General features: G+C 37.7%; 17 protein-coding genes. 9 read left to right on the top strand and 8 right to left on the bottom strand.

The window, feature by feature from the left end; all coding sequences use genetic code 11:
- Positions 1-627 (top strand): radical SAM protein (locus Q0X89_RS12265; protein ID WP_297694575.1); only part of this gene is annotated, 627 nt, incomplete at its 5' end.
- Between the two features lie 51 nt (positions 628-678).
- Here Q0X89_RS12265 and Q0X89_RS12260 read toward each other — a convergent pair.
- Positions 679-1,470 carry an anti-sigma factor gene (locus Q0X89_RS12260; RefSeq protein WP_297694573.1) on the bottom strand — a complete coding sequence of 264 codons (792 nt, stop codon included), beginning with the start codon at positions 1,468-1,470 and terminating at the stop codon, positions 679-681.
- Positions 1,463-2,029 carry a sigma-70 family RNA polymerase sigma factor gene (locus Q0X89_RS12255; RefSeq protein ID WP_297694570.1) on the bottom strand — a complete coding sequence of 189 codons (567 nt, stop codon included), beginning with the start codon at positions 2,027-2,029 and terminating at the stop codon, positions 1,463-1,465. Before Q0X89_RS12255 ends, Q0X89_RS12260 begins: the two co-directional genes overlap by 8 nt.
- A gap of 119 nt (positions 2,030-2,148) precedes the next feature.
- Here Q0X89_RS12255 and Q0X89_RS12250 point away from each other — a divergent pair, with 119 nt between their 5' ends.
- Positions 2,149-2,667 carry a fasciclin domain-containing protein gene (locus Q0X89_RS12250; protein ID WP_297694568.1) on the top strand — a complete coding sequence of 173 codons (519 nt, stop codon included), beginning with the start codon at positions 2,149-2,151 and terminating at the stop codon, positions 2,665-2,667.
- A gap of 35 nt (positions 2,668-2,702) precedes the next feature.
- On the opposite strand, the gene Q0X89_RS12245 is transcribed toward Q0X89_RS12250, so the two are convergent.
- Together Q0X89_RS12245 and Q0X89_RS12240 are read right to left on the bottom strand one after the other, a co-directional pair.
- A complete protein-coding gene (locus Q0X89_RS12245) occupies positions 2,703-3,764 on the bottom strand; it encodes a serine hydrolase (RefSeq protein ID WP_297694566.1) in 1,062 nt (353 codons plus the stop codon).
- Between the two features lie 96 nt (positions 3,765-3,860).
- Complete coding sequence (locus tag Q0X89_RS12240; protein ID WP_297694564.1) at positions 3,861-4,109, bottom strand: hypothetical protein; 249 nt, start codon at positions 4,107-4,109, stop codon at positions 3,861-3,863.
- 207 nt (positions 4,110-4,316) lie between these two features.
- On the opposite strand from Q0X89_RS12240, the gene Q0X89_RS12235 reads away from it, so the two are divergent.
- The 6 genes from Q0X89_RS12235 to Q0X89_RS12210 all read left to right on the top strand — a co-directional run bounded on the left by Q0X89_RS12235 (position 4,317) and on the right by Q0X89_RS12210 (position 11,345).
- Complete coding sequence (locus tag Q0X89_RS12235) at positions 4,317-5,204, top strand: peptidyl-prolyl cis-trans isomerase (protein ID WP_297694562.1); 888 nt, start codon at positions 4,317-4,319, stop codon at positions 5,202-5,204.
- Positions 5,194-6,645: a peptidylprolyl isomerase gene (locus Q0X89_RS12230; protein ID WP_297694560.1), complete on the top strand. Its 1,452-nt coding sequence runs from the start codon at positions 5,194-5,196 to the stop codon at positions 6,643-6,645. The genes Q0X89_RS12235 and Q0X89_RS12230 overlap by 11 nt, the downstream gene beginning before the upstream one ends.
- Positions 6,646-6,649: 4 nt before the next feature.
- Positions 6,650-7,603, top strand: a complete 954-nt coding sequence (locus Q0X89_RS12225) for a MoxR family ATPase (protein ID WP_297694558.1) — start codon at positions 6,650-6,652, stop codon at positions 7,601-7,603.
- Positions 7,604-7,885: 282 nt separating this feature from the next.
- Positions 7,886-10,153, top strand: coding sequence for an aconitate hydratase (locus tag Q0X89_RS12220; RefSeq protein ID WP_297694556.1), 2,268 nt, complete (start codon positions 7,886-7,888; stop codon positions 10,151-10,153).
- 74 nt (positions 10,154-10,227) lie between these two features.
- On the top strand, positions 10,228-10,791 hold the full coding sequence (locus Q0X89_RS12215; RefSeq protein ID WP_297694553.1) for a TlpA disulfide reductase family protein: 564 nt from the start codon (positions 10,228-10,230) through the stop codon (positions 10,789-10,791).
- Positions 10,788-11,345 (top strand): TlpA disulfide reductase family protein, encoded by a 558-nt coding sequence (locus Q0X89_RS12210; protein WP_297694551.1) that lies wholly within the window; start codon positions 10,788-10,790, stop codon positions 11,343-11,345. Before Q0X89_RS12215 ends, Q0X89_RS12210 begins: the two co-directional genes overlap by 4 nt.
- A 57-nt stretch (positions 11,346-11,402) precedes the next feature.
- Here the strand turns inward: Q0X89_RS12210 and Q0X89_RS12205 are convergent, their stop codons facing one another.
- From Q0X89_RS12205 to Q0X89_RS12190, 4 genes are read right to left on the bottom strand one after another with little or no spacing between them, the layout of a single operon-like run.
- Complete coding sequence (locus Q0X89_RS12205) at positions 11,403-11,852, bottom strand: sterol desaturase family protein (protein ID WP_297694550.1); 450 nt, start codon at positions 11,850-11,852, stop codon at positions 11,403-11,405.
- A 1-nt stretch (position 11,853) separates the two neighbouring features.
- Positions 11,854-12,693 (bottom strand): phytoene/squalene synthase family protein, encoded by an 840-nt coding sequence (locus Q0X89_RS12200; RefSeq protein WP_297694548.1) that lies wholly within the window; start codon positions 12,691-12,693, stop codon positions 11,854-11,856.
- 18 nt (positions 12,694-12,711) lie between these two features.
- Positions 12,712-14,169: an NAD(P)/FAD-dependent oxidoreductase gene (locus tag Q0X89_RS12195; RefSeq protein ID WP_297694546.1), complete on the bottom strand. Its 1,458-nt coding sequence runs from the start codon at positions 14,167-14,169 to the stop codon at positions 12,712-12,714.
- A gap of 21 nt (positions 14,170-14,190) precedes the next feature.
- A complete protein-coding gene (locus tag Q0X89_RS12190; RefSeq protein WP_297694544.1) occupies positions 14,191-15,087 on the bottom strand; it encodes a MerR family transcriptional regulator in 897 nt (298 codons plus the stop codon).
- A gap of 176 nt (positions 15,088-15,263) precedes the next feature.
- Here Q0X89_RS12190 and Q0X89_RS12185 point away from each other — a divergent pair, with 176 nt between their 5' ends.
- Entirely contained in the window at positions 15,264-16,619 is a 1,356-nt protein-coding gene (locus tag Q0X89_RS12185) for a Gfo/Idh/MocA family oxidoreductase (protein WP_297694542.1), read from the top strand.
- Positions 16,620-16,627 lie beyond the last annotated feature (8 nt).

The raw sequence follows: 16,627 nt of genomic DNA, 5'->3' as shown, positions 1-16,627 counted from the left end.
GCCTTTCCAACAGGTTTTCCTATGGATGTTCTGGAGGTTATGAAAGAAGAGCCCAAAATCTGTAATTACATTGACATACCACTCCAGCATATTTCCGACCCTGTCCTTAAGAGCATGCGCAGGGGAACAACCAAAGCCAAAACTACCCGCCTGCTTAAGGATTTTAGGCAGATGGTACCTGAAATGGCCATCAGAACGACCCTAATTGTTGGTTACCCCGGTGAAACAGAGGAAGATTTCAAAATATTAAAGGAATGGGTAAAAGAAATGCGTTTTGAGCGACTGGGTTGTTTTACCTACAGTCATGAAGAGAATACCCATGCCTATAATTTAGAAGACAATGTGCCGGAAGAAGTAAAACAGAACAGGGCAAATGAAATAATGGAATTACAATCAGCCATTTCCTGGGAACTAAACCAGGAAAAAATTAGTAAAAATTTTCGTTGCATCATCGACAGGAAAGAAGGGAATTATTTTATAGGAAGAACCGAATATGATTCGCCTGATGTGGATAATGAAGTTTTAGTGGATGCACGTAATTTCTATGTTAAAATCGGTGATTTCGTGGAACTTGAAATAACAGAAGCTTCGGACTTTGACCTTTATGGACAACCTGTTGTTAGATAGTTCGGGAAGCTCAAGGCGAATTTCCAGATAACCCGAAATACTCAACTCATTTTAAAGAAGAACATTCGAGATCAGGTTTTCAACCGTAGGATGATCGTTACCACCGGCGGGTTCAATCGTAATATTGAAAGATTCTGCCTTGTCTATATATTTCACAGGTATCAAATCGCTGTCTGCAGGTAAAAGGCCCATATTAATCATAACCCCATCAACATCTGCCCACATCTGATAAGTCTTATCTTCTTCTAAAGGCGGAAGTCCCTGAGAGTTCACCAGAACACTCTTAGTTTCATGATTGACGTATGCCACGGCTCTCGATTCAGGCAATGTCTGATTTCCTTTTAGTAATAATGGAATTACATTACGATTGTTAATAGTCTTGTAACGTTGTGTAGAGACCTCAATATTTTGTTCAAGAATCATCAATCGTTCCTGCAAGGCAATAGTTTGCTCCTGCAGGCCATTTAAATTTTGTTCAGAAGCCTGCCAGCGATTGTACAACCAGAATGAACTCAAGGCGAAGATTGCAGCCATACTTGCCGCTACGGCGAGACGCCCGGAATAGAGAGTGTTCCTTTTTTGAGGTACATTAATGTTCCTGATTTTGATATTTTCCTTGGATGATTCCAATTCTCTTATCAAAGCCTTTTTTGCTTTTTCCGGGGGGTTAATCGCATTCTCGAAGGCAATTCTTTCAAATTCCTCTTCGATCTCATTAAATATGTTTTTTAAATCATCATCTTTTGCAAGTACATTTTGAATGAGGATTTCCTGATCATTTGGAAGTTCTCCTAAAAGATACTGCTCTAAGAGCCCGTCTTCTAATATCTGCTTCTTATCCATGCCCACAAACGTTGATTAATAATACAATCATTAAAAGCTCAGAACGCCTTTCACGCAAGATTAGCAGGGCTTGCCTGATATACGATTTAAATGATCCTAATGGTACGTTCATTTCTTTATGGGCCTCCTGATGCGTAAGCCCTTTAAAGTAAACCAAATTAATGGCCGTTTGATGTTGCGGCTCTAATTCTGCAAGTATTCCATTCAAATCTGAATAATCTTTAATTTCCGCTTCGGGGTTCTTATTTTCATATACACTTAAATCATCTGTTTGGATGAGAGGACTTGATTTTCTTAAAGAATTTAAGGTGGTATTCTTTGCGATTCTATAAGCCCATGTATAAAACTTTCCTTTTTGGGAATCGTAGCTACCAATATTTTGCCAAATTTTTATAAAACTTTCCTGAAGAAGGTCCTGAGCTATACCTTCGTCTCCACACATTCTTAAGATTACCCCATAAAGGGCTGAAGAATACTTGTCATACAGCAGGTATAAAGCATTCTTATCTCCATTGAGAAGTTGATTGATAAATTGTGTGTCTTTTAGGTCTACTGCCATAAACTAATGTTAAAGATATGATAAAAAATAACTTTCCTCATCCATGACCATCAACTGTGTGTACTTACTAATGCAAAGTGCACTTAAATAAATACTAATATTAAATCTTTAAACAAATCATGAAAAAAGTTTTCTTAATTCTTTCAACAGTAGCTTTGATGTTTGCTACCCAAACTACAACAGCTCAAGACAAATCTATGGATATCGTGGACATCGCAGTATCTGTAGATGATTTCTCTACCCTGGTTAGTGCTTTAAAAGCAGCAGACCTGGTAACTGCTCTTCAGGGTGATGGGCCTTTTACAGTTTTTGCCCCGGTTAATGCGGGATTTGCTAAAATAGATACCAATACGCTTAATTCACTTCTAGCTCCTGAAAACAAAGAAAAGTTATCTGCAATTTTAACTTACCACGTTGTAGCGGGAAAAGTTGATGCCGCTGCTGTTGGGGCCGCTTTGGAGGCAGGAAACGGTAAAGCAGAATTGACAACGCTAAATGGCGCAACGCTTACAGCTGTTGCTAAAGACGGTGGGATTTACCTAATGGATCAGAGTGGTAATTACAGTAAGATCGCTAAGACAGATGTAATGGCTTCTAACGGGGTCATCCACATCATTGAAGACGTGGTTATGCCATAATTCGAGACACACTTCCAAAACTAAAAGCACCGTTATTACGGTGCTTTTTTTATTTCCAGTTCATACTTGTAAAATTCCCTCCCAAGTGCAGCTAAAAAAGGAATGCCTATTTCATCATATTCATATTTATCATCGTTGAAAACCCCATCTTTATTCACTAATATGGTTGCAGTAAGCATAAATTCTATCTGGTTCTTCTCATCAACAATATATGCGCAATCCGTTAAGGTGCCATAAGCAAACCCCACCTTATTGTATATTTTTATATGATCAGGAATATTTTCTTTAGAGTCTCCATAAATAAAAAATTTGCAATAACCATCATAATACTCTTCGGCGTCATAACCTGCATTTTTGGGTAATGTATGCATCGCGCTTAGCAGAAATTCTCTTTGATCCTCACTAAGATTAAACCTTTGGGTTTTATCAAATAAATCCGGAAATATAATTCGTTTCAGCACCTGGTGTTGTGAATTAATAGGATAGTAATTTTTAAGGCTGAAATCAAACGGTTCGCTGTGTAATGAATCATTTTTATAGTACCCGATGCCCTTTTTTATTCCGTTTAGATTTAGTGGTAAAGGTTCAGAATTAATGATCGATTCGGATATTCCGGTAGTACTATCATTCATGTATAGTATGAGGGGTTTTGTAGTTAAATCGTCTGAATGAATCCCCAGTCTGTGCGAAATCCTTACCGGAGTAACGCCCTTTGCTTCTAGTCTTGCGTTAATATCATCTTGTCCCTGATATTCGAGCAATCTATTATTCGCATGGTTGTCACTTACGGAGAAAACCTTGGAAATATCTTCAGCAAAGGTATTTTCAATAGAATCTCCTTCAATATAGTACCTCGTATCTCTGTCTAATGTATCTGTAAAATTTAATTTTTCCAGGGCAAGAACAGCAATGGGCAGTTTAACCGTGCTTGCCGGATAGAAGTAATTCCTCTCATCCAACTGAAATTCATAATCAGTTAAGATTAAACTGTCACCGTTGCGATCTATTTGTGTATAAAGTAATTGGACTTCATATTGATCAATACTGTCCAATACCTTCCGGATGGATAAATTTTGAGAATTTAAAACCCGGTTCATAGGGTTGGTTTCCGCACTCTTAGTTGTACATGATAGTGATACTAAGAATAATATGAAAAAAGTAAGTTTTAATGCTTTCAATGCATGAAAATATAGTTAGTCCTGTTGTTCTGAATAAACTTCACCCCGATGTGGTTTCAGGGCGTCGCGTACACCCGGCATATTAACTTCTTCGACTACCATAAACGCTATGCTATGCATAGAACTTAAATCCGTATTACCGGTAATGTTCAGGTTCAATTTTTCTGCCTCAATAAAGTCTTTTAAATGCTTTTGGTGGTGCATGGCAATTTCTTTGGCTGTAGGTCCTCTGAAATCCCAGATTAATTTTATTCTTCTATTCATAATAATTCTCGTTATTTGATTGCTGATATACCTATTAAACGCAGGTATTACCATTGAAATTCTTAATTCAAAACACTCTTAATATATGTAATTAAATAAAGGGGTAACTTCTACTAATGTACTAAATAAAAAAAATGAGGTACTAAAAATCTGTTAATCCACAGTACTATTGCTTGCCCAGCAGGATTGAATTCTTATTTTTGTCGAATGCGTTTTTTAAACCTGGAAACAAGAAAAATCAGATTATCTATAGGGAGTGCCGCATTGGTGACCCTTTTGTTTTCATGTAATTCCTTCCTGAAAAGTGATGCCAACGAGGATCCCCTTGCAAGGGTGGGTGATACCTATTTGTACTGGGATGAGGTGGCTGTTGATCTTGGCAATACTATCACAAAAACGGATAGTGCATCTAAAGTTTCCAATTACATAAATAATTGGGCTACAAAACAAATACTCCTCGAAAAAGCAAAGATTAACTTGCCCGATGAGAAGATTTCAGAATTTGAACAATTGGTTTCTAACTACCGCAAAGATTTATATACAAGGGCTTATAAAGAAGCTTTGGTTAATCAGGTGCAGGATACAGTAATTACTGAGGAAGATTTGCGCAGGTTTTATGAAGAAGAGAAAGAGAATTTTAAGCTCAAGGAAAAAATCATTAAACTTAGGTTTATTCAATTGCCTCTTCAATTTCTAAATACCAAAGAAGTGACCGAAAGTTTAAGGCGGTTTAATCAGGAAGATATTAGGTATTTAGATTCCATTGGGGTGCAATTTAAAAAGTTGAATTTTAATGATTCGCTTTGGGTACCTGTTTCACGGGTTATAGAAGAAATACCCCCCTTGAATAGTGATAATGAGGACAGATACTTAAAAAAATCACAATTTTTTGAATTGGAGGACGCAATGGGGGTATATTTGACAAAGATAAACGATGTGCTTGAGGTCAATGAAATTGCACCACTCTCATATGTTGAACCGCGAATAAGACAGGTACTTCTCAATAGAAGAAAACTGGACTATATACGAAAACTGGAAACAGATATTATAGATGAAGCAACTAAGGAAAAAGTATTTGAAGTTTATGAAAAATAGGAGCAGCGTACTAAGTATTTTATGCTTTTTTATGGTTTTTATCAGTATAAAGGCACAGGAATATGATTCTATCCCGGATACGCAAATAGAACCACCGGAAACACCTATGGTGGCTGATGCTGATATAAAAAAAGATACGACGAACACATTTAAGAAAATAAAGCTCGACGGGATTTCAGCCGTAGTTGGAGATTACCTTATCCTGGATTCTGATATTGAAAAAACACTGATAGACCTTCGCAGTCAGGGTGCCGCCATGGACGATATTACGCACTGTGGGTTATTAGGAAAATTAATGGAAGACCGACTTTATGCACATCAGGCTGTGCAGGATAGTATTTTAGTTTCTGATGATGAGGTAAATGCCACAAGTGACCGCCAAATGCAACAATTGGTACAGCAGGTAGGTTCTATGCAGAAAGTGCTAGATTTTTACAATAAAGAAAGTGTTGAAGATTTCCGGGAAGAATTGTACAATATTAACAAGTTGAGAATGTTGTCGGAGAAAATGCAACAAAAAATTATCAGTGAAATAGAAGTTACACCCGAGGAAGTAAGACAATTTTTCAATAAAATTCCCAAAGATGAAAAACCTGTTTTTGGAGCAGAACTTGAAATTTCGCAGATAGTTAAGATTCCTGAAATTCCTGAGGAGGAAAAGCAAAAAACAATAAATAAACTAAATGAGATAAAAGCGGATTGTGAAGACAATGATGCGAGTTTTAGTGTAAAAGCTATTTTGTATTCACAAGATCCTGGTTCTAAATCCAAAGGCGGTTTTTACAGCATGACGAGAGAAACACCTTTTGTAAAAGAATTTAAGGATGTAGCTTTTAGCTTGCGCCAAGGAGAAATTTCCGATCCATTTGAAACTTCTTTCGGATACCATATTATTTATATTGAAAAAATAAGAGGTCAGGAACTAGACTTGCGCCATATTCTTTTACAGCCTGAGATTCCACAAGCATCCATTGACAAAGCGAGAGTTGAGTTAGATACTATAAGAAAACATCTTATGGAAGGTAAATATACATTCGCGGAGGCAGCCCTGAATTTTTCAGACGAAAAAGAAACCAAGTTTGATGGCGGCTTATTGAGAAACCCTATTAATTTTGATTCGCGTTTTGAACTAACTAAAATGGATCCATCACTATATAACCAGGTAAGGAACTTAAAGGATAATGAAATTTCTCAGCCTACGCTTGAACAGGATCCAACCGGAGGACCTCCAAGGTATAAGATTTTGATGGTGACAAATAGATATGACGAACATGAGGCGAATTTTGCCCAGGATTATATTAAAATTCAGGAACTGGCACTAAGGGATAAACAGTTTAATACTATCAGGAAATGGCTTAACGATCATATCGCAGAAACTTATGTAAGTGTTGGCGGGGAAAATAGAGATTGTGAATTTGCCAATAAATGGGTCAAGGAATAACGGGATGTCTGACGTTACAGCAATCAATAATTTAGTAGCCAAACACAAGGCTTTAAGGGAAGAAATAGCTAAAATAATTATAGGTCAGGACTCCGTGATAGACCAAATTCTTTTATCTATCTATACGGGAGGTCATTCGCTGTTAATTGGTGTTCCTGGCTTAGCCAAAACCTTAATGGTAAATACAATTGCCCGTACCCTGGGGCTCGACTTTAAAAGAATACAGTTTACGCCAGATCTTATGCCCAGTGATATTTTAGGTAGTGAGGTATTGGACCAGAACAGGAATTTTAAATTTATTAAAGGCCCCATTTTTGCCAATATTATTCTGGCCGATGAAATTAATAGAACACCCCCTAAAACACAGGCAGCTCTTTTAGAGGCTATGCAGGAAAGGGCAGTGACAATAACGGGAGTACAGCACAAACTTTCCGCACCATATTTTGTTCTTGCCACACAAAATCCTATTGAACAGGAAGGCACGTATCCCCTGCCGGAGGCCCAGCTAGATAGATTTATGTTTGCAATTGAGTTAAAATATCCCTCTGTTGAGGAAGAAACTCAAGTAGTAAAGACTACTACCAATGATGAATTCCCCGAAGTTGATGCCTTGTTCAATGCCGAGGAAATATTGGAGGTACAGCATCTGGTCCGAAGAATACCTGTTCCGGATAATGTAGTTGATTATGCAGTAAAATTAGTTAGCAGCACGCGACCAGGATTGGAAACTTCTTCAGATTATGTAAAGCAATACCTGGATTGGGGAGCAGGACCCAGGGCTTCGCAAAACCTCATTTTGGGGGCCAAGGCCCATGCGGCAATTAATGGCAAATTCTCCCCGGATATAGAAGACGTGCAGGCTGTGGCCATGGGAATTCTAAGACATAGAATAATTAAGAACTACAAGGCAGAAGCCGAAGGAATCTCTGAGGAGGATATAATAAAAAAACTTCTTTAAAATATCTTCATCAACATTCTATGAACATTGTCCGGGGTTAAAAACTATATGAAAAATCATGATGGTAAAAACCCGGTTTCAGAATTGATTGCGAATAAGAAAAGTATATGGGGGAGCATGAAAAAAAGGAAATCTGATTTCCCATTTTTCTCAAAGCCGGAAGGATTGAAAAATAAAACAATTTTTATCCACATTTAATAGGTAATCCTATTCTAAAAATTTCCTATACCCCACCGATTTTAGTAATTTTGCGGAATTCGTTTAACAGAAAAACTCAAAGTAATGGCATTTGATATTGATATGATTAAAGGGGTCTACGCTAATATAGCGGAACGTATTGACAAGGCACGCGATATAGTTGGAAGACCATTAACACTATCCGAGAAAATATTATATGCCCATCTTTGGGAGGGAATGCCTACCAAAGCTTTTAAACGAGGTAAGGATTATGTAGATTTTGCACCGGATAGGGTGGCTTGCCAGGATGCAACGGCTCAGATGGCCCTTTTACAATTTATGCAGGCTGGTAAACCTAAGGTTGCCGTTCCTACTACGGTTCATTGTGATCACTTAATCCAGGCCAAAAGTGGGGCTGCAATAGATTTAAGAACGGCTAATAGTACAAGTGCTGAGGTATTCAATTTTCTGGAATCGGTTTCTAATAAATACGGAATAGGGTTTTGGAAACCGGGTGCCGGAATAATTCATCAGGTAGTACTGGAAAATTATGCATTTCCCGGTGGCATGATGATTGGAACAGACTCACATACCGTAAACGCAGGAGGTTTAGGAATGCTGGCAATTGGAGTTGGAGGTGCCGATGCCGTTGATGTTATGGCAGGTATGGCCTGGGAACTTAAGTTTCCTAAATTAATTGGGGTTAAACTAACAGGTAAGATTTCCGGTTGGACCTCCGCAAAAGATGTAATTTTAAAAGTTGCCGGTATCCTAACTGTAAAAGGAGGAACCGGTGCAATTGTGGAATATTTTGGAGAAGGCGCTAAGAATCTTTCATGCACAGGTAAAGGAACAATCTGCAATATGGGTGCAGAAATAGGGGCTACAACATCAACATTTGGTTATGATGATTCAATGGAACGATATCTTCGTGCAACAGACAGAAGTGATATCGCGGACGCAGCCAATGGAGTTAAGGATTATCTCACGGCAGATTCAGAGGTTTATGCAGAACCGGAAAAGTACTTTGATGAACTCATAGAAATAAATTTGGATGAACTGAGACCTCACCTGAACGGTCCTTTTACACCAGATTTGGCAACACCTGTTGGTGAACTAGGTGACAAAGCCAGGACAAATGATTGGCCTATTCAGGTTGATTGGGGGCTTATTGGGTCGTGTACCAATTCTTCCTATGAAGATTTAACCAGGGCGGCATCAATTGCAAAACAAGCCGTGGATAATAACATAAAACCCAAATCAGACTTTGGAATTAATCCGGGATCAGAACAAATAAGATATACCGCTGAACGCGATGGATTATTGCAGATATTTGAAAATCTGGGGGCAACCATATTTACCAATGCCTGTGGACCTTGTATAGGGCAATGGGATAGAAGTGATCTCAAAGGAGAAGAGAAAAATACTATTGTACATTCTTTTAATCGAAATTTTTCTAAAAGAGCAGACGGTAATCCAAACACACATGCCTTTGTGGGTTCTCCTGAAATGGTCGCGGCCATTGCACTTTCCGGAAGGTTAGATTTTGACCCTATGAATGATACACTGCTAAATGAAGATGGAAAGGAAGTTAAATTAGAAGAACCGGTAGGAATTGAATTACCCCCTAAAGGTTTTGAGGTGGAGGATGCCGGTTACCTGGCACCTGATGAAGATGGCAGTGGGGTAGAAGTTATAGTAGCTAAAGACTCCGAAAGGCTGCAGGTTTTGGAACCTTTTGAACCTATTTCAGCAGATAGTCTTCAAAATATGAAGCTTCTTATTAAAGCATTTGGTAAATGTACTACAGATCATATTTCAATGGCCGGTCCGTGGCTCAGATACAGAGGACACCTTGATAATATTGCCAATAATACCTTGATAGGCGCTGTAAATGCCTTTAATAAAAAAACCAATTTTGTAAAAAACCAATTAAGTGGGGAATATGGTGGTGTGCCCGATACACAGCGGGCGTATAAAGCCGAGGGTATCAAAACCATTGTAGTTGGTGATCACAATTATGGTGAAGGTTCTTCCCGCGAACATGCTGCTATGCAACCCAGACATTTGGGAGTAGCGGCAGTTCTTGTGAAGTCATTTGCCCGTATTCATGAAACCAATCTTAAAAAACAAGGGATGTTGGCTTTAACCTTTGCTAAGGAAAGTGACTATGACCTTATCCAGGAGGATGACACCTTTAACTTTATTGATATCAATGAATTTGCTCCGGACAAACCTTTGACTATCGAAGTAGTACATGCCGATGGAACAAAGGATCTGATCGAAGCGAAACATACCTATAATCTTCCACAGATTGAATGGTTTCACGAAGGTTCTGCTCTAAATGTAATAAAGAAAGAAAATGCAGCATAAATTGCCGCTTAAAGTAAGTACTGTAACTCCCGATATTCTTCGGGAGTTATTTAGTTTTATAAATCTGTAATATTATGAAAATAAGCAGGAAAACCATATTAAATGTGCTTCTGATGGCTTTCGTGCTTTCTTTTTTTGTAACTCCGCTTGGGTATCATGGTAAAATTTTATTGAACCGAATATTTTCTTTTAGTCCGGACGTAATTGAAGTTAATGAGGAAAAACGAATAACGGATTATAACTGGAAATTGAAAGATGCGAACTGGGAGTTCTTCAATTTTGAAAACTCCAGGGATAATGTCGTTTTTATAAACTTCTGGGCCTCATGGCGATTGCCGTGCGCGGCAGAACTCAAAAGCATACAGAATCTTTACGATAGCTATAAGAATAAGGTTGATTTTTATATAATAACAGATGAGGAAAGGCTCCCGGTAGAAGCGTTTATGAAGGAAAATAAATTTACTTTCCCGGTAACCTATCTAATTATTGGAGAGAGGACTCCCCTGACACTTCTTGAGCCGCCTTCGTCATATATAATTGATAAAAAGGGCTATATTAGGGTGGAACAAGAAGGAATAGCCGATTGGGATAACAAGACTATCTATAACCTCTTAAATGAACTAACAGAACAGAAGTGAAACTAAAAAGGACACAACTAATTAATATTGCCATTATTCTATTGTTGGCGCTTTATTTTTTTACGCCGATAGGTTTTCATGCCAAAGTATATCTTAACAGGTTAATATCTCACAATCCTGTACCTGTTGCAGAGAGAACCCAGGAAGTTCTGGAGGATTATGATTTTAAATTGGTGGATGCAAAAGGTAATAGGGTTAATCTCATGGATTACAAAGGGGAGGTTGTATTTATAAATTTCTGGGCGACCTGGTGTCCGCCATGTGTTGCGGAAATGCCGGATTTACAATTATTATATAACTCGTACGGGGAGAAGGTTACATTTTTGTTTATTGCAAGGGATAAAGAAGAAAGGGTGACAAACTTCTTAGTGAAGAAAAATTATGATTTACCGGTTTATTTTGAATCCGGATTTACACCTAAATCCCTTTATTCGGGAGCTTTGCCCACGACATTCATAATTGGTAAAGAGGGAAATATTGTTGTAGCAGAGACAGGTTCTGCGGATTGGAATGCTGAAAGCGTACGTGATTTATTGGATGGCCTAATAAAATAATAGAATGACTTCTGATATTCTTTTGTAGATCATCTTAAATTAAGTATACGAAACTAATTATTTCTTAAAATACTTAAAAGGAACAATCAGCATACCAAAACACTCGCCTTCTTCTTTACCTATGTGCTTGTGGTGCATTTTATGCGCCCTTCTTACACCCCTTGCATACCAATTATTGGCATTTCTGAACATTTTAAATCTTTGGTGAATAAAAATGTCGTGAACCATGAAGTAAGTTGCTCCATAAGCCATAATGCCAAAGCCTAATGGCCAACCGTACCAAAAGGATGTGTATGTAGCCAGGTAAAAAAATGTCATACTAACAACTGCATAAAAAATAAAGAATGCATCATTGCGTTCAAACCACGAACCATGATCTTTTTTATGATGATCTTTATGTAAGCTCCATAAAAAACCATGCATTATGTACTTGTGAGTAAACCAAGCCATAAACTCCATAAAACTAAATGTACCCAGGAAAATTAAGATCCAAATTACAATTTTCATGCTAATATAAGTTCAGTTTATAATTTACATAGGACTTTGCAAGAAGTCCGAATTTTTGATAATTAGGTACCCGTATCCGCGCATTTTTAATTTCCATCGACGGAGTTTTTTGTAATTTACGAAGCAATTTATAGTAGTATTTATAGGCCGTATAAACACCAAATTTTGCTTCATTGGGAAGTTGGACTATTCCTTCATATCCCCTTTTAAAATCCGCTTTTATTTCTTCAACAATTCTCAGTTTGGATGCTTCATCCAACTCCAGGAGGTTTGTATTTGGAAAATAGGAACGGTTTAAATGCTCATAATCTGCCTTTAGGTCCCTGAGAAAATTCACTTTTTGAAACGCAGAACCTAACGCCATGGCAGAATCTTTTAGGGCTTCATATCGTTCATCATTCCCATTGACAAAAACACGAAGGCACATTAAACCCACTACATCTGCGGATCCGTAAATGTATTCTTTAAATTCCGCTTCTGTACTGTAGACACTCTTGTTCAGATCCATTCTCATACTTTTCATAAATGAATCAACCAAATGATGCGGAATTTTGTATTTATGGTAGGTATGTTGAAAGGCATTTAATATAGGATTAAGGCTAATCTTATCTACAAGGCTCCTCTCAAGATCCTTTTCAAAATTATTAAATAAGGTTTCTTTATCATAATCGTGGAAGGCGTCGACTATTTCGTCTGCACATCGAACAAAACCATATATGTTGTATATATCGCCCCTTATGGAGGAAGATAACATTTTTGTAGCGAGCGAAAATGATGTACTGTAAGATTGGGTCACATTTTTGCTGCATTCATAGGAAATTTGATCGAAAATTGCTTTCATTTACTATAAATTAATATTTTACTCCATTAACTCAGAAACTAATTTTCCTGAAATTAAAGAAGGAGGAACTCCTGGCCCGGGTACAGTTAATTGTCCGGTGAAAAATAAATTATTAATTTTTTTACTCTTCAATCCAGGTCTCATAAAAGCTGTTTGCGATAATGTATTTGCCATACCATAAGCATTTCCCTTATATGAGTTGTACTGTTCTTTAAAGTCGTTGACACAAAAAGATTTTTTAAATATAATATTATTTTCTACACGCTGCCCAGTACGTTCCTGGAATCTTTTTAAGATAATTTCAAAGTATTGGTCCCTAAGTTCTGGGGTATCTTCCAATCCCGGGGCTATTGGAATTAGGAAAAAACCTGTTTCATTATTAGTTGGTGCCATGCTTTTGTCTGTTACAGACGGGAAGTTTGCATAAAACAAAGGCCTGGATGGCCATTTTGGATTATCATAAATCTCAGTGGCGTGCTCGCCGAAATCTGTGTCAAAAAACAGATTATGATGTTGAATATTATCTAATTTTTTATCAAAGCCAACAAAGAAGAGCAAGGAGGATGGTGCAAAAGTTTTTCTCTGCCAATATTTTTCAGAATATTGCCTGTATTGTTTATCCAGAAGGGTTTCCGTATGATGATAATCAGCTCCACTTAATACCATATCGGCATCTATTGTCTCAGAATTTACGATAATCCCTGTGGCCTTACCGTCTTTAACAAGGATTTTATCTACAGCACTGTCCGTATGAATGGTAACACCTAATTCCTGAGCTAAACTTTTCATTGCAATGATTATCTGGTACATTCCACCCTTGGGATGCCAGGTACCGAGTCCAAAATCTGCAAAGTTCATAAAACTGTAAAATGCCGGAGTTTTATTAGGTTTCGCCCCAAGGAATAACACCGGAAATTCCAATGTGGAAATGAGTTTCGGGTTTTTAAATTTTTTTCGAACTTCCTGACTTATAGTTTTAAAGAATTGGTCTACCCTAATCACTGTATCCTTGGTTACCAACTCTAAAGGAGAAAGCCCCGGGCGATAGACTATTTCATTAATGGCAATATCATAGTTACTTTGGGCCTTGGCTATAAATTTTTTAAGATGTTTGGAACTGCCTTTTTCAATTCGTTCAAATTCCTCGCAAATTTTATCCATACAATCCCCAATAGTTATAATATCATCATCAAAGAAAATTTTATATGCCGGACTTAATTTATCCAATTGGTAATAGTCTGAGGTTTTTTTTCCAAAATCGGCAAAGAAGCGATCAAAAATATCGGGCATCCAGTACCAACTTGGACCAATATCAAAGGTAAACCCATCTTTAGAAAGTTGCCGCGCCCTTCCACCTACAGTATCGTTCTTTTCGAAAAGACTAACATCAAAGCCTTTTTTGGCCAGATAGCAGGAAGCCGAGAGTGAAGAAAACCCAGATCCAATGATTACAACTTTTTTTTTGTTGCTATTCATGGTTTGACGGCTATTTAAAATTTATAATGCTTTAGACAGTTGTTCAACAGATGCAAAGGTACGAATGTATGGCGGAAGTTTTTCTTTATTTATATGACGAATTTGCCTACCCAAAACCCATAATTTAGAGTTACTCTTATCTCTCATTACTGTGAAATCATCAATATATTTACCCAATCTGTCCTTAGTTGGTACCACGGTGAAGTAAGACACATAATGTATATTTGTGTAATAATTCTGGAGGTCTACAAGGTTTTCCAGAGGCATTGTCTGCCCCAAATAAATTGTTTTATAACCGCGTAAAAGTATTTCATAATTAATAAATAATAGCCCAATTTCATGAATTTCATTTTCAGGTAGAAAAAGAACAAATACCTTTTCATTGTTAATTGGCTCCATCAACTGTAATTTTTCGGTACTCGTGTAAATCTTCTGTTTAATCAAATTGGTAATAAAATGCTCATGTGAAGGGCTTATTGTATCTGTCTGCCAGAGCAACCCAAGCTCATTTAACAAAGGAATGAAGTACTCCCAAAAAATTTCCCGAAATGATTTTTCCCCAAGAAGGCTGTTATAAGTATTTTGGAACAAGGAGAGGTCAAAGTTAATCATGGACAATTTAAAAGCATTAATTGCATGATTTTTAGTGCTGCTTTTGGCCACAATCTCTCTCACAACAAGAGGAATATCTGTCTCCTTTAGTTTTGCAATCTTAGATATTTTGTATCCGTTATTGTAGAGAAGAGTGATATTCAGCAATTTCTGAAGACTGGACAAACTGTATGTCCTGATGTTCGTGCTGGTTCGCTCAGGTGATAATAGCTGGTATCTCTTTTCCCAGATTCGAATTGTATGTGCTTTTATACCGGACAGGTTTTCCAAATCCCGGATACTAAAAGATTTTTTTACATTGTTCATGATTTATAAATAATCGTTAAACAAATTTACAATTTTATAAGCGGAAGTATTTAATAGTTTCGTTAATTTTTTCCGAAGGAATCAGTAAAAAATTGATTTTTTTTAGTTTATGTCACTAAATTTTGAAAAATTCTATTAGAATTGGATATATTTAGCCTTGTTAATCTAGGAAAATTATGTCAAAAAAAACCACCCAAACCAGAAAGCAGTTTTTAAAGAATATAGGAGCCGGTACATTGGCTTTGGCAAGCACTCCTGCACTAATAGGCGCGGGAACAGCCCCTAGAATTTCTTACTTAAGCAGAAAAAAATACAGCGCCAACAGCAATATACAAATTGCGCTGATTGGTGCCGGGGGAATGGGCTCGGAAGATACTAATACGGCCTTAAAACATGATGGGGTAAAGCTTGTAGCCGTGTGCGATCTTTATGATGGTCATCTTGAAAGGGCTAAGGAAAGATGGGGCAAAGATCTGTTCACTACCAAACAATATAAGGAAATACTGGCCCGGAAAGATGTGGACGCGGTTATTATTGGAACCCCTGATCATTGGCACAAGCAAATTTCAATAGATGCCATGCGTGCGGGTAAGCATGTATATTGTGAAAAACCAATGGTCCATTCTTTAGACGAAGGACCTGACGTTATTAAGGCCCAGAAAGAGACCGGTATGGTATTCCAGGTCGGTAGTCAGGGGATGTCTTCCTTAGGTAATGAGAAGGCAAAAGAGTTATTAGCCCAGGGAGCAATAGGGGATATAAATTATGCGGAAGGTTTTTGGGCAAGAAGAAGTCCTACGGGCGCCTGGCAATATAATATTCCAAAGGATGCTTCTCCTAAAACGGTAGATTGGGACACTTTTTTAATGAATACAAATAAGCGACCTTTTGATGCTACCCGATTTTTTAGATGGAGAAACTACAAAGACTATGGAACCGGGATGTCTGGCGATTTGTTTGTGCATCTTTTTTCCAGCCTTCATTTTATCACCCAATCAAAAGGCCCTAATCAAATTTATTCATCCGGAGGGTTGCGTTACTGGAAAGACGGCAGGGAAGTACCTGACGTACTACTCGGGGTATTTGATTATCCCGATTCTGATGAACACCCTGCTTTTAACCTTTCACTGCGCTGTAATTTTGTAGATGGTACTTCGGGAACAACGTATTTGAGGATTGTAGGAAGTGAGGGTTCTATGGATGTTCAATGGACCAAGGTAATTTTAAGAAGAAATAATGAGCAATTTGATAATGACCCGTTTTTTCAGGCCAAAGCCTCGCAAACCGGGACAACCAGTTCCAGAAGAAAGATGCTTCCTCCTGAAGAAATTGTTTTTGAGGTAGAGGACGGATATCAGGGAGCCCACTATGATCATTTTAGTAATTGGTTCAATGCTATCAGAGGAGGCAAAGCTGTATCGGAAGATGCTGTATTTGGCTATCGGGCGGCGGCTCCGGCTTTAGCGTGCAACGATAGTTATTATTTAGATAAAGCAATTAAATGGGATCCTGTTGGGATGAAACTCCTTTAAATTTTAAG

This window comes from uncultured Eudoraea sp., from assembly GCF_947258525.1.
Taxonomy (GTDB): domain Bacteria; phylum Bacteroidota; class Bacteroidia; order Flavobacteriales; family Flavobacteriaceae; genus Eudoraea.
This window is presented reverse-complemented; position numbering and strand designations above follow the sequence as displayed.

Bases quoted from the DNA above. Each gene is read 5' to 3' on its own strand.
- Q0X89_RS12215 (WP_297694553.1), top strand. From the start codon at position 10,228: ATGAAAATAAGCAGGAAAACCATATTAAATGTGCTTCTGATGGCTTTC.
- Q0X89_RS12225 (WP_297694558.1), top strand. From the start codon at position 6,650: ATGTCTGACGTTACAGCAATCAATAATTTAGTAGCCAAACACAAGGCT.
- Q0X89_RS12240 (WP_297694564.1), bottom strand. From the start codon at position 4,109: ATGAATAGAAGAATAAAATTAATCTGGGATTTCAGAGGACCTACAGCC.
- Q0X89_RS12230 (WP_297694560.1), top strand. From the start codon at position 5,194: ATGAAAAATAGGAGCAGCGTACTAAGTATTTTATGCTTTTTTATGGTT.
- Q0X89_RS12200 (WP_297694548.1), bottom strand. From the start codon at position 12,693: ATGAAAGCAATTTTCGATCAAATTTCCTATGAATGCAGCAAAAATGTG.
- Q0X89_RS12260 (WP_297694573.1), bottom strand. From the start codon at position 1,470: ATGGATAAGAAGCAGATATTAGAAGACGGGCTCTTAGAGCAGTATCTT.
- Q0X89_RS12235 (WP_297694562.1), top strand. From the start codon at position 4,317: ATGCGTTTTTTAAACCTGGAAACAAGAAAAATCAGATTATCTATAGGG.
- Q0X89_RS12255 (WP_297694570.1), bottom strand. From the start codon at position 2,029: ATGGCAGTAGACCTAAAAGACACACAATTTATCAATCAACTTCTCAAT.
- Q0X89_RS12220 (WP_297694556.1), top strand. From the start codon at position 7,886: ATGGCATTTGATATTGATATGATTAAAGGGGTCTACGCTAATATAGCG.
- Q0X89_RS12250 (WP_297694568.1), top strand. From the start codon at position 2,149: ATGAAAAAAGTTTTCTTAATTCTTTCAACAGTAGCTTTGATGTTTGCT.
- Q0X89_RS12190 (WP_297694544.1), bottom strand. From the start codon at position 15,087: ATGAACAATGTAAAAAAATCTTTTAGTATCCGGGATTTGGAAAACCTG.
- Q0X89_RS12245 (WP_297694566.1), bottom strand. From the start codon at position 3,764: ATGAACCGGGTTTTAAATTCTCAAAATTTATCCATCCGGAAGGTATTG.
- Q0X89_RS12185 (WP_297694542.1), top strand. From the start codon at position 15,264: ATGTCAAAAAAAACCACCCAAACCAGAAAGCAGTTTTTAAAGAATATA.
- Q0X89_RS12205 (WP_297694550.1), bottom strand. From the start codon at position 11,852: ATGAAAATTGTAATTTGGATCTTAATTTTCCTGGGTACATTTAGTTTT.
- Q0X89_RS12195 (WP_297694546.1), bottom strand. From the start codon at position 14,169: ATGAATAGCAACAAAAAAAAAGTTGTAATCATTGGATCTGGGTTTTCT.